General features: G+C 71.5%; 21 protein-coding genes, 1 tRNA gene and 1 pseudogene. 11 read left to right on the top strand and 12 right to left on the bottom strand.

Features of this window, described 5'->3' with window-relative positions:
* Positions 1–20 precede the first annotated feature (20 nt).
* The 5 genes from EXE51_RS07040 to EXE51_RS07020 form a co-directional block, all read right to left on the bottom strand.
* Positions 21–1,196, bottom strand: coding sequence for a hypothetical protein (locus EXE51_RS07040; RefSeq protein ID WP_094593352.1), 1,176 nt, complete (start codon positions 1,194–1,196; stop codon positions 21–23).
* Positions 1,197–1,199: 3 nt separating this feature from the next.
* Positions 1,200–1,583 carry a phosphoribosyl-AMP cyclohydrolase gene (gene hisI / locus EXE51_RS07035; RefSeq protein ID WP_049931630.1) on the bottom strand — a complete coding sequence of 128 codons (384 nt, stop codon included), beginning with the start codon at positions 1,581–1,583 and terminating at the stop codon, positions 1,200–1,202.
* Positions 1,584–1,656: 73 nt separating this feature from the next.
* Entirely contained in the window at positions 1,657–2,124 is a 468-nt protein-coding gene (locus tag EXE51_RS07030; RefSeq protein ID WP_049931629.1) for an N-acetyltransferase, read from the bottom strand.
* Position 2,125: 1 nt separating this feature from the next.
* Positions 2,126–3,460: a DUF92 domain-containing protein gene (locus EXE51_RS07025; protein ID WP_089308157.1), complete on the bottom strand. Its 1,335-nt coding sequence runs from the start codon at positions 3,458–3,460 to the stop codon at positions 2,126–2,128.
* A 349-nt stretch (positions 3,461–3,809) separates the two neighbouring features.
* Complete coding sequence (locus EXE51_RS07020) at positions 3,810–4,589, bottom strand: HAD-IIA family hydrolase (protein ID WP_049931626.1); 780 nt, start codon at positions 4,587–4,589, stop codon at positions 3,810–3,812.
* 150 nt (positions 4,590–4,739) lie between these two features.
* Between EXE51_RS07020 and EXE51_RS07015 the strand changes: the two genes are divergently transcribed.
* The 5 genes from EXE51_RS07015 to EXE51_RS06995 all read left to right on the top strand — a co-directional run bounded on the left by EXE51_RS07015 (position 4,740) and on the right by EXE51_RS06995 (position 8,084).
* Positions 4,740–5,513 carry a GTP cyclohydrolase III gene (locus tag EXE51_RS07015; RefSeq protein WP_049931625.1) on the top strand — a complete coding sequence of 258 codons (774 nt, stop codon included), beginning with the start codon at positions 4,740–4,742 and terminating at the stop codon, positions 5,511–5,513.
* 101 nt (positions 5,514–5,614) lie between these two features.
* Positions 5,615–5,854 (top strand): hypothetical protein, encoded by a 240-nt coding sequence (locus EXE51_RS07010; RefSeq protein ID WP_049931624.1) that lies wholly within the window; start codon positions 5,615–5,617, stop codon positions 5,852–5,854.
* 196 nt (positions 5,855–6,050) lie between these two features.
* Positions 6,051–6,962, top strand: coding sequence for a 1,4-dihydroxy-2-naphthoyl-CoA synthase (locus EXE51_RS07005; RefSeq protein WP_049931623.1), 912 nt, complete (start codon positions 6,051–6,053; stop codon positions 6,960–6,962).
* A gap of 105 nt (positions 6,963–7,067) precedes the next feature.
* Positions 7,068–7,511 carry a CBS domain-containing protein gene (locus EXE51_RS07000; RefSeq protein WP_137692320.1) on the top strand — a complete coding sequence of 148 codons (444 nt, stop codon included), beginning with the start codon at positions 7,068–7,070 and terminating at the stop codon, positions 7,509–7,511.
* 120 nt (positions 7,512–7,631) lie between these two features.
* Entirely contained in the window at positions 7,632–8,084 is a 453-nt protein-coding gene (locus tag EXE51_RS06995; protein ID WP_137692319.1) for a MoaD/ThiS family protein, read from the top strand.
* A gap of 171 nt (positions 8,085–8,255) precedes the next feature.
* Here the strand turns inward: EXE51_RS06995 and EXE51_RS06990 are convergent, their stop codons facing one another.
* The 5 genes from EXE51_RS06990 to EXE51_RS06970 all read right to left on the bottom strand — a co-directional run bounded on the left by EXE51_RS06990 (position 8,256) and on the right by EXE51_RS06970 (position 11,037).
* Positions 8,256–9,386, bottom strand: coding sequence for an ATP-binding protein (locus EXE51_RS06990; protein ID WP_089308154.1), 1,131 nt, complete (start codon positions 9,384–9,386; stop codon positions 8,256–8,258).
* A gap of 355 nt (positions 9,387–9,741) precedes the next feature.
* A tRNA-Leu gene (locus EXE51_RS06985) sits at positions 9,742–9,826 on the bottom strand.
* Positions 9,827–9,877: 51 nt separating this feature from the next.
* Entirely contained in the window at positions 9,878–10,234 is a 357-nt protein-coding gene (locus EXE51_RS06980; protein WP_086215433.1) for a ferredoxin, read from the bottom strand.
* A gap of 79 nt (positions 10,235–10,313) precedes the next feature.
* Positions 10,314–10,553 (bottom strand): hypothetical protein, encoded by a 240-nt coding sequence (locus EXE51_RS06975; protein ID WP_049931617.1) that lies wholly within the window; start codon positions 10,551–10,553, stop codon positions 10,314–10,316.
* A 25-nt stretch (positions 10,554–10,578) separates the two neighbouring features.
* Positions 10,579–11,037, bottom strand: coding sequence for a DUF5796 family protein (locus EXE51_RS06970; protein WP_049931616.1), 459 nt, complete (start codon positions 11,035–11,037; stop codon positions 10,579–10,581).
* 157 nt (positions 11,038–11,194) lie between these two features.
* On the opposite strand from EXE51_RS06970, the gene EXE51_RS06965 reads away from it, so the two are divergent.
* The 5 genes from EXE51_RS06965 to EXE51_RS06945 all read left to right on the top strand — a co-directional run bounded on the left by EXE51_RS06965 (position 11,195) and on the right by EXE51_RS06945 (position 15,038).
* Positions 11,195–12,577, top strand: coding sequence for a hypothetical protein (locus EXE51_RS06965; RefSeq protein ID WP_049931615.1), 1,383 nt, complete (start codon positions 11,195–11,197; stop codon positions 12,575–12,577).
* Positions 12,574–13,035, top strand: coding sequence for a hypothetical protein (locus EXE51_RS06960; protein ID WP_137692318.1), 462 nt, complete (start codon positions 12,574–12,576; stop codon positions 13,033–13,035). The genes EXE51_RS06965 and EXE51_RS06960 overlap by 4 nt, the downstream gene beginning before the upstream one ends.
* A complete protein-coding gene (locus tag EXE51_RS06955) occupies positions 13,032–13,664 on the top strand; it encodes a hypothetical protein (protein ID WP_137692317.1) in 633 nt (210 codons plus the stop codon). The genes EXE51_RS06960 and EXE51_RS06955 overlap by 4 nt, the downstream gene beginning before the upstream one ends.
* Positions 13,665–13,752: 88 nt before the next feature.
* Positions 13,753–14,712, top strand: a complete 960-nt coding sequence (locus EXE51_RS06950) for a shikimate kinase (protein ID WP_137692316.1) — start codon at positions 13,753–13,755, stop codon at positions 14,710–14,712.
* A 32-nt stretch (positions 14,713–14,744) separates the two neighbouring features.
* Positions 14,745–15,038 carry a chorismate mutase gene (locus EXE51_RS06945; RefSeq protein WP_049931610.1) on the top strand — a complete coding sequence of 98 codons (294 nt, stop codon included), beginning with the start codon at positions 14,745–14,747 and terminating at the stop codon, positions 15,036–15,038.
* Here EXE51_RS06945 and EXE51_RS06940 read toward each other — a convergent pair.
* A pseudogene (locus EXE51_RS06940) lies at positions 15,035–15,385 on the bottom strand (type II toxin-antitoxin system PemK/MazF family toxin); the annotation flags it as partial. The gene EXE51_RS06945 and the pseudogene EXE51_RS06940 sit on opposite strands and share 4 nt — an antisense overlap.
* Before the next feature lie 30 nt (positions 15,386–15,415).
* Positions 15,416–15,811, bottom strand: a complete 396-nt coding sequence (locus tag EXE51_RS06935; protein ID WP_049931609.1) for a CopG family ribbon-helix-helix protein — start codon at positions 15,809–15,811, stop codon at positions 15,416–15,418.
* 100 nt (positions 15,812–15,911) lie between these two features.
* Between EXE51_RS06935 and EXE51_RS06930 the strand changes: the two genes are divergently transcribed.
* On the top strand, positions 15,912–16,724 hold the full coding sequence (locus EXE51_RS06930) for a hypothetical protein (protein WP_049931608.1): 813 nt from the start codon (positions 15,912–15,914) through the stop codon (positions 16,722–16,724).
* The last annotated feature ends 31 nt before the right edge of the window (positions 16,725–16,755 follow it).

The following is a 16,755-nucleotide window of genomic DNA, read 5'->3' as shown; positions in this document are numbered from 1 at the left end:
CCGGTCGCCGCCCGCGCCGCTCACCGCTCCGTCTCGCTCAACACGTCGTCGACGACCGAGCGCGTCCGCTCGGCCTCGGCGAGCCGCTCGTCGGCCTCGCCGCGCTCGATCAGGGCGAGGTCCCCGTCGTCGAGCGCGTGGCGCACCTCCGCCGCGCGGCGGAGGCGCCCGTACTCGTCGCTCCGCGCGAGCTCGCGGACCGAGCGCAGGGTCGCGACCACGTCGTCGTCGGCGATCCGCCCGACGAGCGGGACCAGCTCGTCGATCTCGTAGGCGAGCTCGTCGCCCGGCTTCGGCGGCCAGTCGAGCGTCAGCGGCTCGCCGTCGAGCCGTTCGAGGTACGTCCGGTGGACCGCGACCGCCGTGCGGAGCGCGCCCGGGTCGTCGACGTAGTGGTCGAGCTTCGAGTTCGTGTAGTCGGCGTACTCCAGCAGCGTCGCGGGCGGCTCCTCGCCGGCCGCGTGCGTCTCGACGTACTCCGCGAGGTCGGTCGGCGGCACGTCGACGTCGACGAAGGGAGTCGCGTCCGCGCGGTCGAGGAAGTCGAACACCTCGCGGGCGGACGCCGACTTGAAGAACTCACGGAACGCCTCCATCACCGCCTCATCGTACGAATCGATCGGCCGGCGGAGGCGGTCGAGGTCCGCGTCGAGGTCCGCGTCGGCCATGTCGGCGACCTCACGGAGCTCCTCCACCCGCGACTCCAGCCGCTTGCGGGCCTCTTTGGCCGCTTTCCGGCCCGCCCGGTAGTCGTCGACCGCGTCGTCGTACGCCTCCAGGAGGTCGACGAACTCCCCCGCCGGCTCCAGCGCCTCGCGGGCGGCAGCGAAGTCCTCGTCGGAGAGGCGCCGCTTGTCGACCGCCTCGTCCGCCGCCTCGAACGCCTCGGCGGCCGGCAGGTCGTCGTCGACGTCGACCGCGTCCCCGAACTCGCCGCGGAACCGGACGTACGACTCGAAGTCGCCCGACCCGACCGCGTCCTCCTCGTATCGGTCGAGGATCCGGTGCGCGTGGCGGTACGCGTCGGCCGCCGCCTCGACCCGGTCCCGCCCGTGGTCGTCGATCCGCGACTCGATCCGGCGGAGTTCGTCGTAGCGCTCCCGGAGCCGCGCGGCCGCCTCGCCGGCCCCGCGGACGGGGTCGTCCTCGTCGCCCTCGGCGCCTCCCGACGTGGCGCCGGCGGTTTCCCCCGACATCGGTCAGTACACCTCGTCCGGGTCGAAGACGCGCTCGCCGACGTTCTCGCCGTCGACCGTCCGGTGGAAACAGGAGCGGTGGCCGGTGTGGCAGGCGCCGCCGGCCTGGTCGACGAGGTACAGCAGCGCGTCGGCGTCGCAGTCGACCCGGACCTCCCGGACCGACTGGGTATGGCCCGAGGTATCTCCCTTGTGCCAGATCTCTTCGCGGGACCGGGAGTAGTAGTGCGCCTCGCCGGTCTCGCGGGTGCGCGCCAGCGCCTCCGGCGAGACGTACGCGAGCATCAACACCTCGCCGGAGTCGGCGTCCTGGGCGACCGCCGGCACCAGCCCGTCCTCGCCGAAGTCGACCTCGATCGACCCCGTCTCCGCGTCGGCGTCACTCATGGCTGTCCGGAGGCGTGGCGCTCGAATAGTCCTTGTGCCTGCGGTCCCCGCATACGAGCGCGCCGCCGACCCCTTACGAGACGTATCGCAGCACGAGCGCGTCGCCGTCGGCGTACGCGTCCGGTCGGCGGTCGACGACCTCGAAGCCGAGCGACTCGTACAGCGAGCGGGCGGCGTCGTTGTCGGGGTGGGCCTGGAGCGTGACGGGGCCGTCGGCGTCCGCGATCGCCGCGTCGAGGAGCCCGCGGGCGCGCCCCTCGCGCCGGAAGCCGGGCGCGACGACGAGCTCCGCGACGTGGAGCCCCGGGCGGTTCGGCGCGTCCACGGGGAGGAGGTAGCCGACGACGCGTCCCTCGGCGACGCTCACGCGGGCGGCGCCAACCGCGAGGCCGTACTCCAGGAGGTCCGGGCTCGGCTGCCTGAGGTGCGACTGGAGCCCGCGGATCCGGTCGGCGTCGGCGGGTCGGCCGGGGCGCACTCGTGGGTCGGGATCGCCGGAGGCGTCGGGTTTTCGCCCGGCGCCGTCGCCGTCGCCCGTCATCTCACACCACCGCCCAGAGCGCGACGGCGACGACGGCGCCGGCGAGCGTCGCGAGGAAGTTCACCGACTGGTTCCCGACGCGATCCCCCTCGATCAGGGCGCCGAGGAGGCTGTCAACGGTCATCCCGGTGACGCCGGCCGCGACGACGGCCCCGCCCGCCGCGACGCCGCCGGCGACCACCGGGCTGATCAGCGGCGACCCGCCGGCGGCGAGGGCGCCGACGAGCAGCGCGCCGGCGAGGCCGGCCAGTTCGCCCTGCCAGGTGATCGCGCCGTCGGTCCCGGGCTCGACGCGGCGGAGCGTCGTCACCAGCCGCGGGCCGTCGTAGAGGCCGCCGATCTCCGAGGAGAGCGTGTCGGCCATCGCGGTCGCGGTCGCGCCCGCGAACGCGAAGCCGAAGGGCGCGGCCGGGACGGCGAGGTGCGGCGCGACCGCGTAGCCGACCACCGCCGCGAGCGCGACCGCCGAGTTCGCGAGCACGTTCCCGGTGCCGCGGGCCCCCTCGTTCTCCTGGGCGACCCCGCGGGCCGCCTTCTCGTCGAACCGGTACTTCGAGGCGAGCCCCCCGAACGCGTAGAAGGACATGAGGGTAAGGAACCAGCCGACGCCGCCGAGGACGACCGCGAGCAGCGCCGAGACGACCCCGGTGAGCATCCCCGCAACCGAGGCGGTGCCGATGGCGAAGGAGACGTACCCGAGCGCGCCGGTCACCGCGAGGCCGGCGACGACGAGGGGGGCGTCGACGGTCGGATCCAGGGCGATGAACCCCCACGTCACGAACGCGACGAGGATCGTCGTGATGTGAGCGTCCCGCGAGAACACCAGCGAGCGGACGAGCGCGGCCGTCAGCGCCGCGGCCGCCGCGAAAAACACCGCGACCGGGAGCGTCGCGCCGTCGACCGGCGCCCCGGTCTGAAGGCGCACCGCGATCTGTCCGGCGAGGGCGGCGGCCGTGCCGGCGACCACGTAGCCGGCGACGAGCGGGAACTCGTCCGCGGTCCGACGGGAGACGAGCGTCCGGCCGAGGCGGCCGGCGCCGACCGCGAGCGTCGCGGCCGCGAACGCCTCGTACGGCAGCGGCGCGCGCGGCAGCGACGCGAACAGCGCGAGGCCCGCGCCGGCGAGCGCGAAGGAGACAAGGCCGTAGAGGCGCTCCGCCTCGCGGTCGCCCGGCAGCGCGAGCGTCTCGAACCACTCGCCGTCGCGGACGCCGAAGAACGCGGCCCCGGCGACGGCGAAGAAGGGGACGGCTGCGGCGGTGTCGAGCGCCGGCGCGAGGACCGCGATCGCGGCCACCGCGGCGAAGGTACTCGCGCGTCGGAGCCTCGGTATCACACCCTCGGCTACCCGCGACGACCACTTAACGGTCCCGACAGCCGTCGGGCGGTCGGTCGCGGCCCGCGCGGACGCCGGCGCCGGCCGTCTGGACAGCGCGGACACCGATCCAGGCGTCACAACCGCATTCCCTCGCCCGTCAGGCCCGAACGCGCTCGCCCGTCAGTACCGGTACTCGTTGAACTGGACCGCGTGTCCCTCCACCACGCGGACGGACTCCTCGGGGTCCTCCTCGTCGTCTCCGGTCCGGTCCTCGTGTGAGTCAACCACTCTCATGCGAGAACGGTACGCTCGACCGCACATAACTGTTTCCCACGCGGCGAACGGGTACCGACCGCTTCGGGGTTCCTCAGCCCACGACTCGGTCGATCTGACCGAGGTGGTCGAGCACGTGGTCCGGCTCGATCTCGGACGCCGCGAGGTCGGCGTCGTCGGTGACGCCCGACCGGACGAGGACGGTCGTCATCCCGGCGCGCTCGCCGAGCGCGATGTCGGTGTCGAGCCGGTCGCCGACGACGAGACACTCCTTGGCGGGGTGGGGGAGCCGCTCGCGCACCATCTCGATCGCGGTGTCCGAGGGCTTGCCGAGGACGGCGTCGGGGTCGCGCTCCGCGACGCCGGCGATCGCGTTGATCACGGCGCCGGAGCCGGGCACGTCGCGCTCCGGGGCCGGGATCACCACGTCTGGGTCGGTACCGATGAAGGGGATGTCGCGCTCTAGGGCCCAGAGCGCGGTACAGAGGTCCTCATAGTCGAACTCGCGGTCGATGGAGGCGACCAGCGCGTCGGCGGCGTCCACGTCGTCGGTCGTCGAGAGCCCAGCCTCGGCGAACTGGTCGAGCAGTCCGGGGTCGGCGATACAGAGCAGGTCGTCGTCGCGGTGGTGCTCCCGCAGGTACCGCGTCGTCACGCTGCCCGCGGTGAAGACGCGGTCCGCGTCGATGTCGTACCCCGCCCCACCGAGCCGGTCGACGTACGCCCGCGGCGCCTTCGTCGGGTTGTTCGAGACGAACAGCGTCTCGACGCCGACCTCCCGGAGGCGGCGGTACCCAGCGGGGGCGCCCGGAATCGGATCGTCGCCCCGCACGACCGTGCCGTCGACGTCGAGGACGGCGCCGCTGAAATCCATATTCGTGGTGGGGGCGCCACGGTCCTAGGAGTTGCGCTCGCGTCCGCGAACGGACCGCTGCCGCCGCGGCGCCGATCACGAACTCGGTACCGTTCCCACCTTCGGGATAACGGAAGGGTAAAGCGGCCGGGTTCCGTACCGACGTTCACTGTGACGACGACTCAGGTGACCCTCGTCCAGATCGACAACTACGGGCCGTGGACGACGACGCCGGAGCCGCGCCGTGAGATGGATCTCCAGACGCTCCAGTCGCGGCTCTTCGCCGACGTGGCCCAGTTCCTCGGCCACCGCGACGCCTACGTCTTTTTCACTCGCTTCGACAACATGATCGCGGTGACCAACGGCGTCGACGGCGCGGCCCACGCGACCCTCCAAGAGTCGATCGGCAACCGCTACCCGGTCAGTATCAGCCTCGGGACCGCCGTCGCCGAGCGCCCGGTCGACGCGCTCGAAGCGGCGAACCGGCGGCTTCAGACCGCGGGCAGCGCGCAGGACGAGAGTCGGACCGAGGTGCTCGCGGGCGAGTACCTCTCGGAGACGGAGCGGTCGGACCTCCAGATCGCGCACTTCGACGTCGTCAACGCGACCGGCAAGTACACCGACCGGCTCAACGAGTTCGACACGTTCATCAACATCGAACGGGCGTACGGCTCGCTGATGCGCCACCTCCGCGAGGCGCACGGCGCCCTCTCCTTCTTCGTCGGCGGCGACAACGTCGTGGCCGTCTGTCCCGACCTCCCGGAGGCGGCGTTCTCGTCGGCGGTCACCCACGTACAGGACGACGTGGACATCGAGCTCCAGGTCGGCGTCGGCCGCGGCCCGTCCGCCCATGAGGCCGGATTCGCGGCCAAGCACGCCCTCGAGGACTGCCGACACGACGGGACGAGCGTCGAGCTGTTCGGCGCGCCCGCCGCGGGAGACTGACCCTCCGCCGCGCCGTCGGTCCGCCTCGGACACGGCCCGAAATCAAGTCTGATAATTTCGGTGCGGGGTTTTTGTACACCGACCCGGAAGCCACGGTTAGCATGTCAGAGGAGATAGTGTTCGTCTGTACGGCGGACGGCTGTGACGAGGGCCCGTGGGAGGGCTCGCACGACGCGATGGCACACTGCTCCGAGCATCCCGACCACGGGTACACCGGGATGCCGCGGTCCGAGATCGACCCGTCCCGCGAGGTCATCCCCGCGACGGCGACGCGGAAGCGCGACAACCGCAACCTCCAGCACAAGGGCCACCCGAAGGGCGCGTACGCGCAGAACGACTGACGGGTCCCGACGGGCGAGTCGCGGCTCCCGCGTCCCCCTCGGACTCCGGAGCCGGCTCCCGCTTCCGGCCGTGCGGCGCACCGAGCGCGCACCGTTCTGAGCCGAACGGCTTCACTTCACCCCGGTCCGGGCGCGGTCGCGTTCTCCGTCCGTCGATCCGACGCCGTTTATCAACGGTCCGGACGTACGATCCGGCATGGTCTCGGAGATCTTCGATCCCGACGCGTGGGAGCCCGTCACCGACGAGTTCGACGACATCACCTATCACCGCGCCGTCGATGTCCCCGCGGTCCGGATCGCCTTCGACCGCCCCGCGGTCCGCAACGCATTCCGGCCGGGCACGGTCGACGAGTTGTACGCCGCGCTCGACCACGCGCGCAAGCAGGCCGAGGTCGGCTGCGTCCTCCTCACCGGCAACGGCCCGTCCGAGAAGGACGGCGGCTGGGCGTTCTGCTCGGGGGGCGACCAGTCCGTCCGGGGCGGCTCCGGCTACGAGTACCGCGACGACGACGAGGCGGGCGACGACGACGACGACCTCGTCCGCGAGGCGCGGGCGGGGCGGCTCCACATCCTCGAAGTCCAGCGCTTGATCCGGTTCATGCCGAAGCCCGTCGTCGCGGTCGTCCCCGGCTGGGCGGTCGGCGGCGGTCATTCGCTCCACGTCGTCTGCGACATGACGCTCGCCAGCGAGGAGCACGGGCAGTTCCTCCAGACCGACCCCGACGTGGGCTCGTTCGACGGCGGGTTCGGCTCCGCCTACCTCGCGAAGCAGATCGGCCAGAAGAAGGCCCGCGAGGTGTTCTTCCGCGGGAAGACCTACTCCGCCGAGGAGGCGGCGGACATGGGCATGGTCAACGAGGTCGTCCCGCACGAAGACTTGGAAGAGGTGGCCCTAGAGTGGGCCGACGAGATGACTCGGAAGTCGCCGACGGCGATGCGGATGCTGAAGTACGCGTTCAACATGGCCGACGACGGGATGGTCGGCCAGCAGGTGTTCGCGGGCGAGGCGACGCGGCTCGCGTACATGACAGAGGAGGCCCAAGAGGGCCGCGACGCGTTCCTTGAGGGCCGGGAGCCGCGGTTCCGCGAGTACCCCTGGCACTACTGAGCGGCGGCGGCCGCGCCGCGCGGGGCCGAGGCCCGGTTCCGCGCCGCGCCCGGTTCCGCGCCCCGCGAAGACACCTACAAGTACGCCGACGCGGTACCCCAGTGTATGCTCGTCGAGGAGGTGATGACGACGGACCTCGTGACCTGCGGGGCCGACGCCGCGGTCCGAGACGCCACGGAGCGGATGCTCCGCAACCGGGTCGGCAGCGTCGTCGTCACCGACGACGGGACGCCGGCCGGGATCCTGACGGAGAGCGACGTGCTCCGCGCCGGCTACGCGACCGACGACCCGCTGTCGGCGATTCCGGTCCGGAAGGCGGCGAGCGCTCCCCTCGTCACGGTCCGACCGAGCGCGACGCTCCGGACGGCGACGAAGCGGATGCGGTCGGAGGGCGTCAAGAAGCTCGTCGTCGTCGACGGGACGACGCCGGTGGGGATCGTCACCACGCAGGACATCGTCGACAACTACGCGGGGATCCGGAAGGAGGTCCACGACCTCGCGACGGACGCGACCGGGTGGTCGGAGCGTTCCGACCGGCTCGACGAGTGAGGCGGGCGGCTCGACCCGCGCGCAGAGGGCGACGGCCGACGGTGCCCGCGTCCCGTCGGCACTATCCCGGCGAACATGTTCGCACTCTGTCTTACCCGAGGCGGCGGCGTACGCCGACACATGACTCAGACCAGCGAACTGGCGGAGTCGCCCCCGACAGCGGCGGACGGCACGGACGCGGAGGATGCGCCGACCGCCGCGACCGAGGCGGAGACGACGGTCACCGTCCGGTGTACCGGCCACGTCCGCACGGAGCTCGACGAGCACGAGTTCGAGTACGCGTTCGAGGGCGACACGCTCCGGGCGTTCCTCGACGAGTTGTTCGAGGAGTATCCGCAGCTCCAGGAGACGCTCATCGCGGAGACCGAGGCGGACGCGACTCACAGCGGTTGGGCGCCGGCGCCGGACGAGCCGCCGGGGACGTGGACGAAGAACCCGGTCGGCGAGCAGACGACGACGTACGCCCGGATCCTCGTGAACGGCCACTTCAACGAGAACGAGAACGGATTCGACACGGAGCTCGAGGCGGGCGACCGCGTCGCCCTGGTCTACCCGTTCATGTTCTGCTGTTAGCGCGACCGCCCCACTCCGCCCCGCCGTTGCCGCCGGCGTCGCCCGCCGCGGTCGCGAGCACGGGGCCGCGCGTGCGACTCCCTCCGAATCCGGCACCCGATGGCGGCGCGCCGATCCGCTGACCGAGCGGCGAGAGCAGTCGTCGAACGCAGAGACGGCTCTCGGCGACCGCTACACGGCGGGCGCGGCGGTGTCCGATCCCCCGACGGACCGCGCGCCGCCGTCGGCCCGCGCCAGTCGCAGGCAGACGACGCTGCCCTCGGGATCGTTCTCCTCGAAGCGGACCTCTCCGCCCGAGCGCGCCACGATCCAGCTGACGAGCCAGAGGCCGAGCCCGCTCGTGTGTTCGAGGTCCGTCTCGTAGCCGCGCTTCAACACCTCGATCTCGCTCTCGGCGATCCCCGGCCCGTTGTCGGCGACTCGCAGTTCGACGTAGTCGGTCCCATTCCGCGAGACGGGCTCGGTCTCGACGCGGACGCGCGGCGTCTCCTTGTCGTTGTGTTCGACCGCGTTCTCGATGACGTTCGCCAGCGCCGAGTCGATCAGCCGGTGCGCGACGACGGGCACCGTCGGCGGCAGCGAGACGTCGATCTCCGCCGACGGATTGTCGCGCCGGACTCGCTCGCAGCACGCCTCGACGGTGGGGGTGAGCTCCTGTGACTCTCGGTCGACCTCCTCCGTGGTCAGGATCTGCTCGACGCTCCGGGCCTGTTTCCCCAGTTTCACCAGATCGGTCGCCTGTTGTCGGATCGTGTCGGCCTTCTCGTCGGTGTCGACCGACTCCTCGGTCAGGAGACTCGCGTTCCCCTGAATGACGTTGGCGTTGGTACGGATGTCGTGACGGAGGACGCGGTTGAGGACGGTTAGCTGCCGGGTGAGTCGGGTCGCTCTCTCCTCCGCTCTCCGCTGCCGGATGTCGTACACGCCGACGATGAATCCGAGGAGGGCTCCGCCCGACGCGGCGTTGACGACGACGAACGCCTGCTCGTCCATCACCACGCCGTACTGCTGCTGATACAGTATCACGAGGACCCCACCGACGGCCAGGACGGCGGCTCCGACCGCGGACCAACTCCCGACTCTGAGCGCGTACTCGCCGTCCGTGTCCCGCCTCCACAGCCAGACGCCGCCGCCTACGACGCCGGCGGCGAAGAGCATGGGAGCGACGATACCCAACAGGAACGTCGCGGCGCTCTCTTCCTCGCCGATCGCGTGCCACACGTGCGTCGCGAACAACCCCCCGCCGATCCCGACGAGTAACGGCACGCCGGCGTGTTCCCGGACGGTGGGCGGAACTTCCATGTCCCCTGCTCCGACCGCCCTCACAAAACTGTGCGGGAGAGATTATCGCATCTGATAGCTTTAGGCTCGGGCGACCGCTTCCGGTCCTCCGAGGTCGGTCGTTCGGGCCGTGACGCGGGTCCCACCAGTATCGACATTCGGAATCGGGAGCGGAGATCTGCTCGCCGAGCAGGTGGACGGTGCCAGTTAATTCGCGGGCCGCTCGCGAAGTGCTCGCCCCAGGAGTGCGGGGGAAGGGATTCGAACTCCAGTCGCTCCCGTTCGCTCGCCGCGTCGCGGCTCGCTCACCTCCCGCTCCCTAGTTCGAACCGTTCCTTGTCTCCACCCGCGGCTCGCGAAGTGCTCGCCGCAGGAGTGCGGGGGAAGGGATTCGAACCCTCGAACCTCTACAGGAGCGGATCTTAAGTCCGCCGCTTTTGGCCAGGCTCAGCCACCCCCGCGCGGATTCGGCTACCGGCGGCGCGGTGAAACCCCTTTCGGAAGCCCGGGCCCTACCAGTCGACCGAGAGCGTCCCGTCGCCGTGCGGGTCCGGCGCGATCTCCTCGTCGGTCCGCCGGTCGACGACGTGGATCACACCCGCGTCCTTCTTCGCGGGACACGCCTCTGCCGCGCTGACGTTCTCGGCTAGGTCCTCCTCGCCGATGTAGTACGCCTCCGGCTTCGCCATCCCGCTCGCCACGTCCATCACCCAGTTGTCCGCGACCTCGGCACACTTCCCCGCCCCGAAGCACTTGTTCGCCTCGAAGACGATCTTGTACGGCTTCTCCTCGATCGGCGGCCCCTCGCCGCCGATGTCGCTGGCGCGGAGCACCTCGTCGCCGCCGTCGGTCTCGGCCTCGTCGCTCATGTCGCCTCCTCGGCGGCCGCGGGCCTTTCGTCTGTCGGTCGTTCCCGGTCGGTCGGGACGAGCGGACCGGACGAGTGGGTCACTCCTCGACGTGGTCCGCGAGCAGCCGCTCGGCGTGGTCGGGCGAGTCGGCGAGCTCCCACCGAACCGTCGCGGCGTCGCCGTACGCGAGCGCCTCCTTCAGCTCGTCGCGGAGGACGCCCGTGCCGAACCCGACCGTGTCGCCGTCGGCATCGCCGAGTTCGTAGAGTGCGTAGCGATCGGGGGCGCTCCCGACGGTCGAGCGGTCGAGTTCGCGCCAGGGTTTCGCGAGGCTCATCAGAAGGGTCCCGTCGGCGTCGGGGTCACCGGTGCGCGTCGAGCCCGTCCTCCGGGCCCTCGACGATCTCGTAGCTCCCCTCGGTCCAACCGTCCTCGACGAAGACGAACACGCGCCCGCCGGCGACCTCGGGATCGGCGACGACCTCGTTGCGCTTACCGTCCCGGCCGACGATCACGCCGGGGAACACCTCGTCGCGATCGCCGTCCTCGACGATGACGCGACCGACGCCGGACTCCTCGAGGATCTCGTCGTCGGTCTTGTAATCGTTCACGTACGTCATCACGCCCTCCGTCTCCGTCGGGTCGGTGACGAGCACGTGCGTCTCCTTGCCGGGACCGGCGGTGACCGACCCCTCGGCGGAGTCGGGGGCGCCCCGGTAGAGGGTCGTTCGGCCGTCGAGGTACTCGACGACGACGCCCTCCTCGCGGAGGTCGACGCCGATCGAGGTCGGCGGCACGTCGCTGCGTGATGGCGCGGACATACGCGACGCTCGGGGTGCCGGCCTCAAAAGGGACGCGCTCGGCCCTCGGCCCCAACGCGTCGCTCGGCTGCCGGTCGGACCGCCGGACTGCGGGCGCGCCCTCAACAGCGAGAATCGGCGTACCACATTTAAGTTCCTGCCGCGGGGAGTGCGTGTCATGCAACGGACGCGACGGGCGCTCTTAGGCGTCGGCGCCGCCCTCGTCGGGACCGCCGGGTGCCTCGGCGTCGAGGGCGTCGAGTATCCCGACGCGCCCGAGGCCGCCGACGCGCCGGGCGACGGGGGAGACGGGGGCGACGCCGACGACCCGCCAGAGGACCCCCCCTCCGACGACCCGGCGGACGCCGACGGCGACCCGCCGGTGACGAACGCCGCGCTCGCGGACGCGACGCGCGAGGTCGTCGACGACGCGGTGTGGTTCGCGACCGAGTACCCGGACGCGGTCGCGACCTACCGCGACGCTGTCGCCGAGGCGGTCTCGACGGTCCGGTCGGTCCGGGCGACCGTCGACGAGGAGGCGGCGATCGCGACCGAACAGGTCGACGCGGTCGCCGCCGCGGGGGAGACCGCGGCGTCCCGCGCGGCCGAGGCCCTCGAACCGCACTTCTCGCCCGGGTCCCGGATCCGCGACCGAGTCGACCGCCACGTCGAGGTCTTACGCGAGTTCGCGCCCCGCGGCGACGTGGACCGCGCCCTCGAAGAACTCGACCGGTTGCGCACCGGGCTGGCGGGCATGGGAACCTCCCTCTACGTCGAGGAACAGTTCTCGCGGAACCCGATCCACAACCGCCTGTTCCGGAGGCTGCTGGCGCCGCTCCCGCCGGACAATCCCGAGCGGGGTCGCGTCACGACCGGGACGCTCGTCGAACTCGCCGTCGCGAGCCGCGGCTTCTCGACGTTCGCGCACCGGCCGTACGACCGAGATGAGATCGACCGCGACCGCGTCCCGCGCATCTACGGCGACGCCCTTAGTGCCGATCGCCGGCGCGAACTGCGTGCCCGCCTCGGCCCGATCCCGCGGCCCGCCGACCGCGTCGAGGAGCTGTTCTTCTCGTTCGCCCGCCGCCCGCCGGCGGGGAATCGGCCCGAAGAGACGTTCCGCGGTTGGGCCCGCGAACTGGACGGCGTCCCGGTGTACGTCCAGCGGTACCCGGACGCGGAGACCGCCGACGCGCGGCTCTCGACCGCCCTCGACGAGGGCGCCACGGAGGGGCGCGCGCCGATCGACCCGGAGGCGACGCTCGCCGGTTCCGACTTCAGCGGGAACAGTTCGGCGACCGGGAACGGCTCGGCGACCGAGAACGGCACGGCCGCCGCCGGGGGAATTGGGGACGACGGCGGCCCGACCCCCTGGTACCGCTTCTATCACCGCGAGGCGGAGGGAGAGCGGTACGGCTTCGACGAGCACGCCGGCGTCCAGTACGGCTACCTCGTCCGGGCGGGCGAGTTCCTACTCGCCACCGGCTTCTCCGGCGACGCGTGGGAGGAGCGGACGGGCTGGCACGGCCGACTACGGCACGGGTGGGTGACCGGCGCGTGAACGCGAACGAGATCGGCCTCGTGGCCGCGGCGTTCGCCCTCGTCGGCGCCGGCGCCGGCATCGTCGGCGCGGCCGCGACGGGCTGGGCGGAGGCGGCGCTGGCGACCGCCGCGACCGGCGAGACCGCGCGCTTCGGACCCGTGTTCGTCGCCCAGTCGTACCTCGCCGTGACCGCGGCGGTCCTCGTCGGCGCGGTCCCGCTGGCCGGCGTCCTCGGCGTCCTCGTCGGGTCCCGTGCCCGCGGCGTCACCGCCGCGGCTGTGACATGCGGGCTCGGAACGGGACTCGGCGCGCTGGCGTACGGCCTGGTCGCGGCCACCATGATCGTCGTCTCGCAGGGCGACGCCGCCGCGCAGGCGCACGGGCTGGCGGACGCGTTCGTGCCGACGGTTGCGACGGCGTTCGTCGCCGCGGCCGTCGGCGCGTCGACCGGGGTCCTCGGGACGGTGATGCGATGACCCGTTCCGCGGACGGGGCGGACGGCCGGGACGCCGACCGACCCGTCCGGCGAGCGTCGCGGCGGGGCGTCGTCGCGGTCGGCGTCGCCGGGCTGCTCGCCGGCTGTCTGGTGACCTCGGAGGAGGGCGGCTCGACCCCTCAACAGACCGAGAACGGGACGACCGGCGGCTCGGACGCGAACGACGGAGGCGGGTCCGACGGCGACGAGACCGGATCCGACGGCGACGGAGGCGGGTCCGACGGCGGCGCCGAGGAAGCGACGCCCGACGAGGTCAACCCCGACGGGTCAGGGCTCGTCGTCACCGACGCGACGGTCCGCGACGTGACGCAGGGCGGCGGCTGGACGCGGGTCAGGGCCCGCTTGACCGTCGAGAACGCGGGGCGGTTCGAGTACGGAACGATCGAGTTCCGGGCCGACGCGTACGCCGTCCCGCGGGGCTCAGACGAGCGCGAGGCGGTCGGGTTCGCGTACGTCACGCGACGCTTCCCCCGCGACAACCGGTTCGGCGGGACGAGATCGCGGTCGTTCGAGGTGACGATCCGGTTCGAGACCGACGGGACGCCCGTTCGACCCGACGCCGAGCGGTACGCGGTCGACGCGGCCGTCAGGCGCGCGGAACCGCTCTGATACCCCGGAACCGGGGCGCCCGGCCTCCCTGACAGAGAGACTCGCCGTGATCGCTACCTCTTTGTCCGCGCTCGCGAGCCGTGAACCCATGGAAGGACGGGCGGCGGCGCTCGGCGCCGGGACCGTGTTGAACGCGCTCGCGACCGGCACGGGCGCCGCCTTCGGCATCGACGTCGAGACGCGCGCGGCGGTCGACCTCGACCCCGCGGCCGACGGCGTCGCGGGCGAGATCGCCGAGGACCCCGACGCCGACACCGACCTGATCGAGCGCTGCGTGAGCCTCGCGACCGACCGCTGGGGCGACGGCGAGGGCGGCACCGTCCGGACCGACAGCGACGTGCCGCTTGCGGCGGGGCTGAAAAGCTCCAGCGCGGCCGCCAACGCGACCGTCCTCGCGACCTGCGACGCGCTCGGGCTCGTGGTCGGCGACGGCGGCCGCGCAAGTGGCGACGCGGTCGGCGACGACGGCCGCGCAAGTGACGACGCGGTCGGCGACGACCCGGACGACCCCGCGGTCGACGTGACCCGCCTGGAGGCCTGTCGACTTGGCGTGCGAGCGGCCCGCGAGGTCGGCGTCACGGTCACCGGCGCGTTCGACGACGCGACCGCGTCGATGCTCGGCGGCGTCACCGTCACCGACAACGACGCCGACGAACTCCGCGCCCGCGAGACAGTCGACTGGGACGTTCTCGTCTGGACGCCGCCCGAGCGCGCCTACAGCGCGGACGCCGACGTGGCGCGCTGCGAGGCCGTCGCGCCCATGGCTGACCTCGTCACCGACCTCGTGCTCGACGGGCGGTACGGCGAGGCGATGACGGTGAACGGACTGGCGTTCTCCGCCGCGCTCGGCTTCGACGCCGACCCCGCGGTCGAGGCGATGCCGCACGCGACCGCGGTGTCGCTGTCGGGGACCGGCCCGAGCGTCGTCGCCGTCGCGGACCCGGCCGATCCCGAGACCGACCTCGACGCGGTCGCCGACGCCTGGGCCGACCGTCCCGGAACGCTGCGGCGAACGACGACGAGAGCCGACGGCGCGACCGTCGAGTGAGCGCCCGCGACAGATCACTGACCCTACTACCAATGAGCGACACACCCAACGCGGAGGACCGGAGCCTCGACGAACTGCGACACGAGATAGAGGACATCGACCGCGAGATAGTCGAGCTGATCGCCCGCCGGACGTACGTCGCCGACACCGTCGCGGCAGTGAAGGAGGAGCGCGACCTCCCGACCACCGACGAGGGGCAGGAGGAGCGCGTGATGGAGCGCGCCGGGGAGAACGCCGAGCGCTTCGACGTGGACGCGAACCTCGTGAAGGCGATCTTCCGGCTGTTGATCGAATTGAACAAGGTCGAACAGCGAGAGAATCGCTAGGGATCGATCAGGCCGAGGCCATACCTGAGCGCCTCGTCGACTTCCTTCGTTCGAGATTCCGGGACGGAACCACTGCTGTTGGTAATGCGGTGTTCGATAGGCACCGTGCGAATTTGACTACAGAGCGCGACCGAATCCTCCCGAAGCGGCGACTCCGCGACCGGAATACGCATCTCGAAGGGACACAGTTCGTCTCCCCGCGATGTCGTGATCGGAACGACGATGGTCGTCGGGTCGTTCTCGTTCCCGATATCGTTCTGGACGACTACGCAGGGCCGTGCCCCTCTCTGCTCCGAGCCCTCCGTCGGATCGAACTCGACGATGACGACATCGCCGCGGCGAACGTTCCTCGATTACCACTCGGGAACCTCGTCCGGTCAGTCGGGGCCGTCCCGAATCAGCATCACCTTCACTCGACGGACGGCGTCGAAGTCGCGGAGCCGGTACGTGAGCTGTCGGACGCGCTCGGCGTCGCCGCGGCAGAACAGCGACTCCAGACACCACTCGCCCTGGTGGGTGTGACTCGTGTTGAGGATCACGTCCTGATACTCGTGTTGCGCGCCGTGGAGCTCCCGGATGACCTCGTGGTGGCGGTAGTCGAAGCCGACGAGCGCGACCACCTCGCCGGTCGTGTCTTCGAGCCGCGAGTGCGACTCCACGAACTCGCGCATCGCCTCGCGGACCGCCCGCGACCTGTTCTCGATCCCCTCCTCCCGCCACGTCCGATCGAACTCGTCGACGAGGTCGTCCGGGACGTTGAAGCTCGTTCGCATTGTGCCGTCGTGGATCCCGCGAGTACAAGAGGTTCGTTATGACGATTCACCCGGTTCGGTACTAACAACCGCTAAACCCCGCCCGCTCGGAGCGCCGCGTATGCTCTCAAGTGAACTGTTCGGCCCGCTCGCGGGCGCGGTCCTCCTCGGCGCGGTCCACGGCGTCGAACCGGGCCACGGCTGGCCGGTCGCCGCCTCCTACGCCCTCGACCAGACCAACAAGTGGCTGTACGGGTTCGCGGCGAGCGCCATCATCGGCCTCGGCCACCTCGTGAGCAGCATCGCGATGGTCGTCGTCTTCTTCTACGCGAAGAGCTACTTCGATCTCACGCAGGTCAACGAGCCGATCACGGTGCTCGGCGGCGTCCAGATCGGTGGGCCGGTCAGCCTCGTCGCCGGCGCGCTGCTGATCGGGCTCGGCGTCCGCGAGTACGTCCACGGGCACTCTCACGGCTCTCTTGAGGCGTCGGACGATCACGACGCTCACGCCCACGGCCACGATCGCGACCACAGCCACGACCACGACCACAGCCACGACCACGATGACGACGACGGACGCCTCGCTCGATTGAAGCGGCTTCTCCCGTTCGTCGGCGGCCACTCGCACGGCGGCTTCGACGAGGGGGCCGACCGCGGCCTGCTGGGAATCGCGTGGTTCGCGTTCGTCCTCGGGTTCGCCCACGAGGAGGAGTTCGAGATCATCGCGCTCTGTGCCGGGTCGAACTACTGTCTCGAACTGATGAGCGCTTACGCGCTCACCGTCATCGCGGGTATCGTCGGACTCACGTTGCTGCTGATCGCCGGCTACCACCGCTCTCGGGAGCGCGTCGAGCGGTACACCCCGTACCTGCCCGCGTTCTCCGCGGCGGTCCTCGTCGTCATGGGCGTCGGGTTCATCGCCGGGCTGTTCTGACCCGTCGTCGCGCGCGACCACCGTCCGGCGG

Origin of the sequence: Halorubrum sp. CGM5_25_10-8B, assembly GCF_005435095.1 — an archaeon.
Taxonomy (GTDB): Archaea; Halobacteriota; Halobacteria; order Halobacteriales; family Haloferacaceae; genus Halorubrum; species Halorubrum ezzemoulense.
This window is presented reverse-complemented; position numbering and strand designations above follow the sequence as displayed.

Coding starts and splice junctions, on each gene's coding strand:
- EXE51_RS06965 (WP_049931615.1), top strand. CDS start 11,195: ATGCAACGGACGCGACGGGCGCTCTTAGGCGTCGGCGCCGCCCTCGTC.
- EXE51_RS06995 (WP_137692319.1), top strand. CDS start 7,632: ATGACTCAGACCAGCGAACTGGCGGAGTCGCCCCCGACAGCGGCGGAC.
- EXE51_RS06975 (WP_049931617.1), bottom strand. CDS start 10,553: ATGAGCCTCGCGAAACCCTGGCGCGAACTCGACCGCTCGACCGTCGGG.
- EXE51_RS06950 (WP_137692316.1), top strand. CDS start 13,753: ATGGAAGGACGGGCGGCGGCGCTCGGCGCCGGGACCGTGTTGAACGCG.
- EXE51_RS06930 (WP_049931608.1), top strand. CDS start 15,912: ATGCTCTCAAGTGAACTGTTCGGCCCGCTCGCGGGCGCGGTCCTCCTC.
- hisI (WP_049931630.1), bottom strand. CDS start 1,583: ATGAGTGACGCCGACGCGGAGACGGGGTCGATCGAGGTCGACTTCGGC.
- EXE51_RS06970 (WP_049931616.1), bottom strand. CDS start 11,037: ATGTCCGCGCCATCACGCAGCGACGTGCCGCCGACCTCGATCGGCGTC.
- EXE51_RS06955 (WP_137692317.1), top strand. CDS start 13,032: ATGACCCGTTCCGCGGACGGGGCGGACGGCCGGGACGCCGACCGACCC.
- EXE51_RS07005 (WP_049931623.1), top strand. CDS start 6,051: ATGGTCTCGGAGATCTTCGATCCCGACGCGTGGGAGCCCGTCACCGAC.
- EXE51_RS06990 (WP_089308154.1), bottom strand. CDS start 9,386: ATGGAAGTTCCGCCCACCGTCCGGGAACACGCCGGCGTGCCGTTACTC.
- EXE51_RS07020 (WP_049931626.1), bottom strand. CDS start 4,589: ATGGATTTCAGCGGCGCCGTCCTCGACGTCGACGGCACGGTCGTGCGG.
- EXE51_RS06980 (WP_086215433.1), bottom strand. CDS start 10,234: ATGAGCGACGAGGCCGAGACCGACGGCGGCGACGAGGTGCTCCGCGCC.
- EXE51_RS07030 (WP_049931629.1), bottom strand. CDS start 2,124: ATGACGGGCGACGGCGACGGCGCCGGGCGAAAACCCGACGCCTCCGGC.
- EXE51_RS06935 (WP_049931609.1), bottom strand. CDS start 15,811: ATGCGAACGAGCTTCAACGTCCCGGACGACCTCGTCGACGAGTTCGAT.
- EXE51_RS07010 (WP_049931624.1), top strand. CDS start 5,615: ATGTCAGAGGAGATAGTGTTCGTCTGTACGGCGGACGGCTGTGACGAG.
- EXE51_RS07000 (WP_137692320.1), top strand. CDS start 7,068: ATGCTCGTCGAGGAGGTGATGACGACGGACCTCGTGACCTGCGGGGCC.
- EXE51_RS06945 (WP_049931610.1), top strand. CDS start 14,745: ATGAGCGACACACCCAACGCGGAGGACCGGAGCCTCGACGAACTGCGA.
- EXE51_RS07040 (WP_094593352.1), bottom strand. CDS start 1,196: ATGTCGGGGGAAACCGCCGGCGCCACGTCGGGAGGCGCCGAGGGCGAC.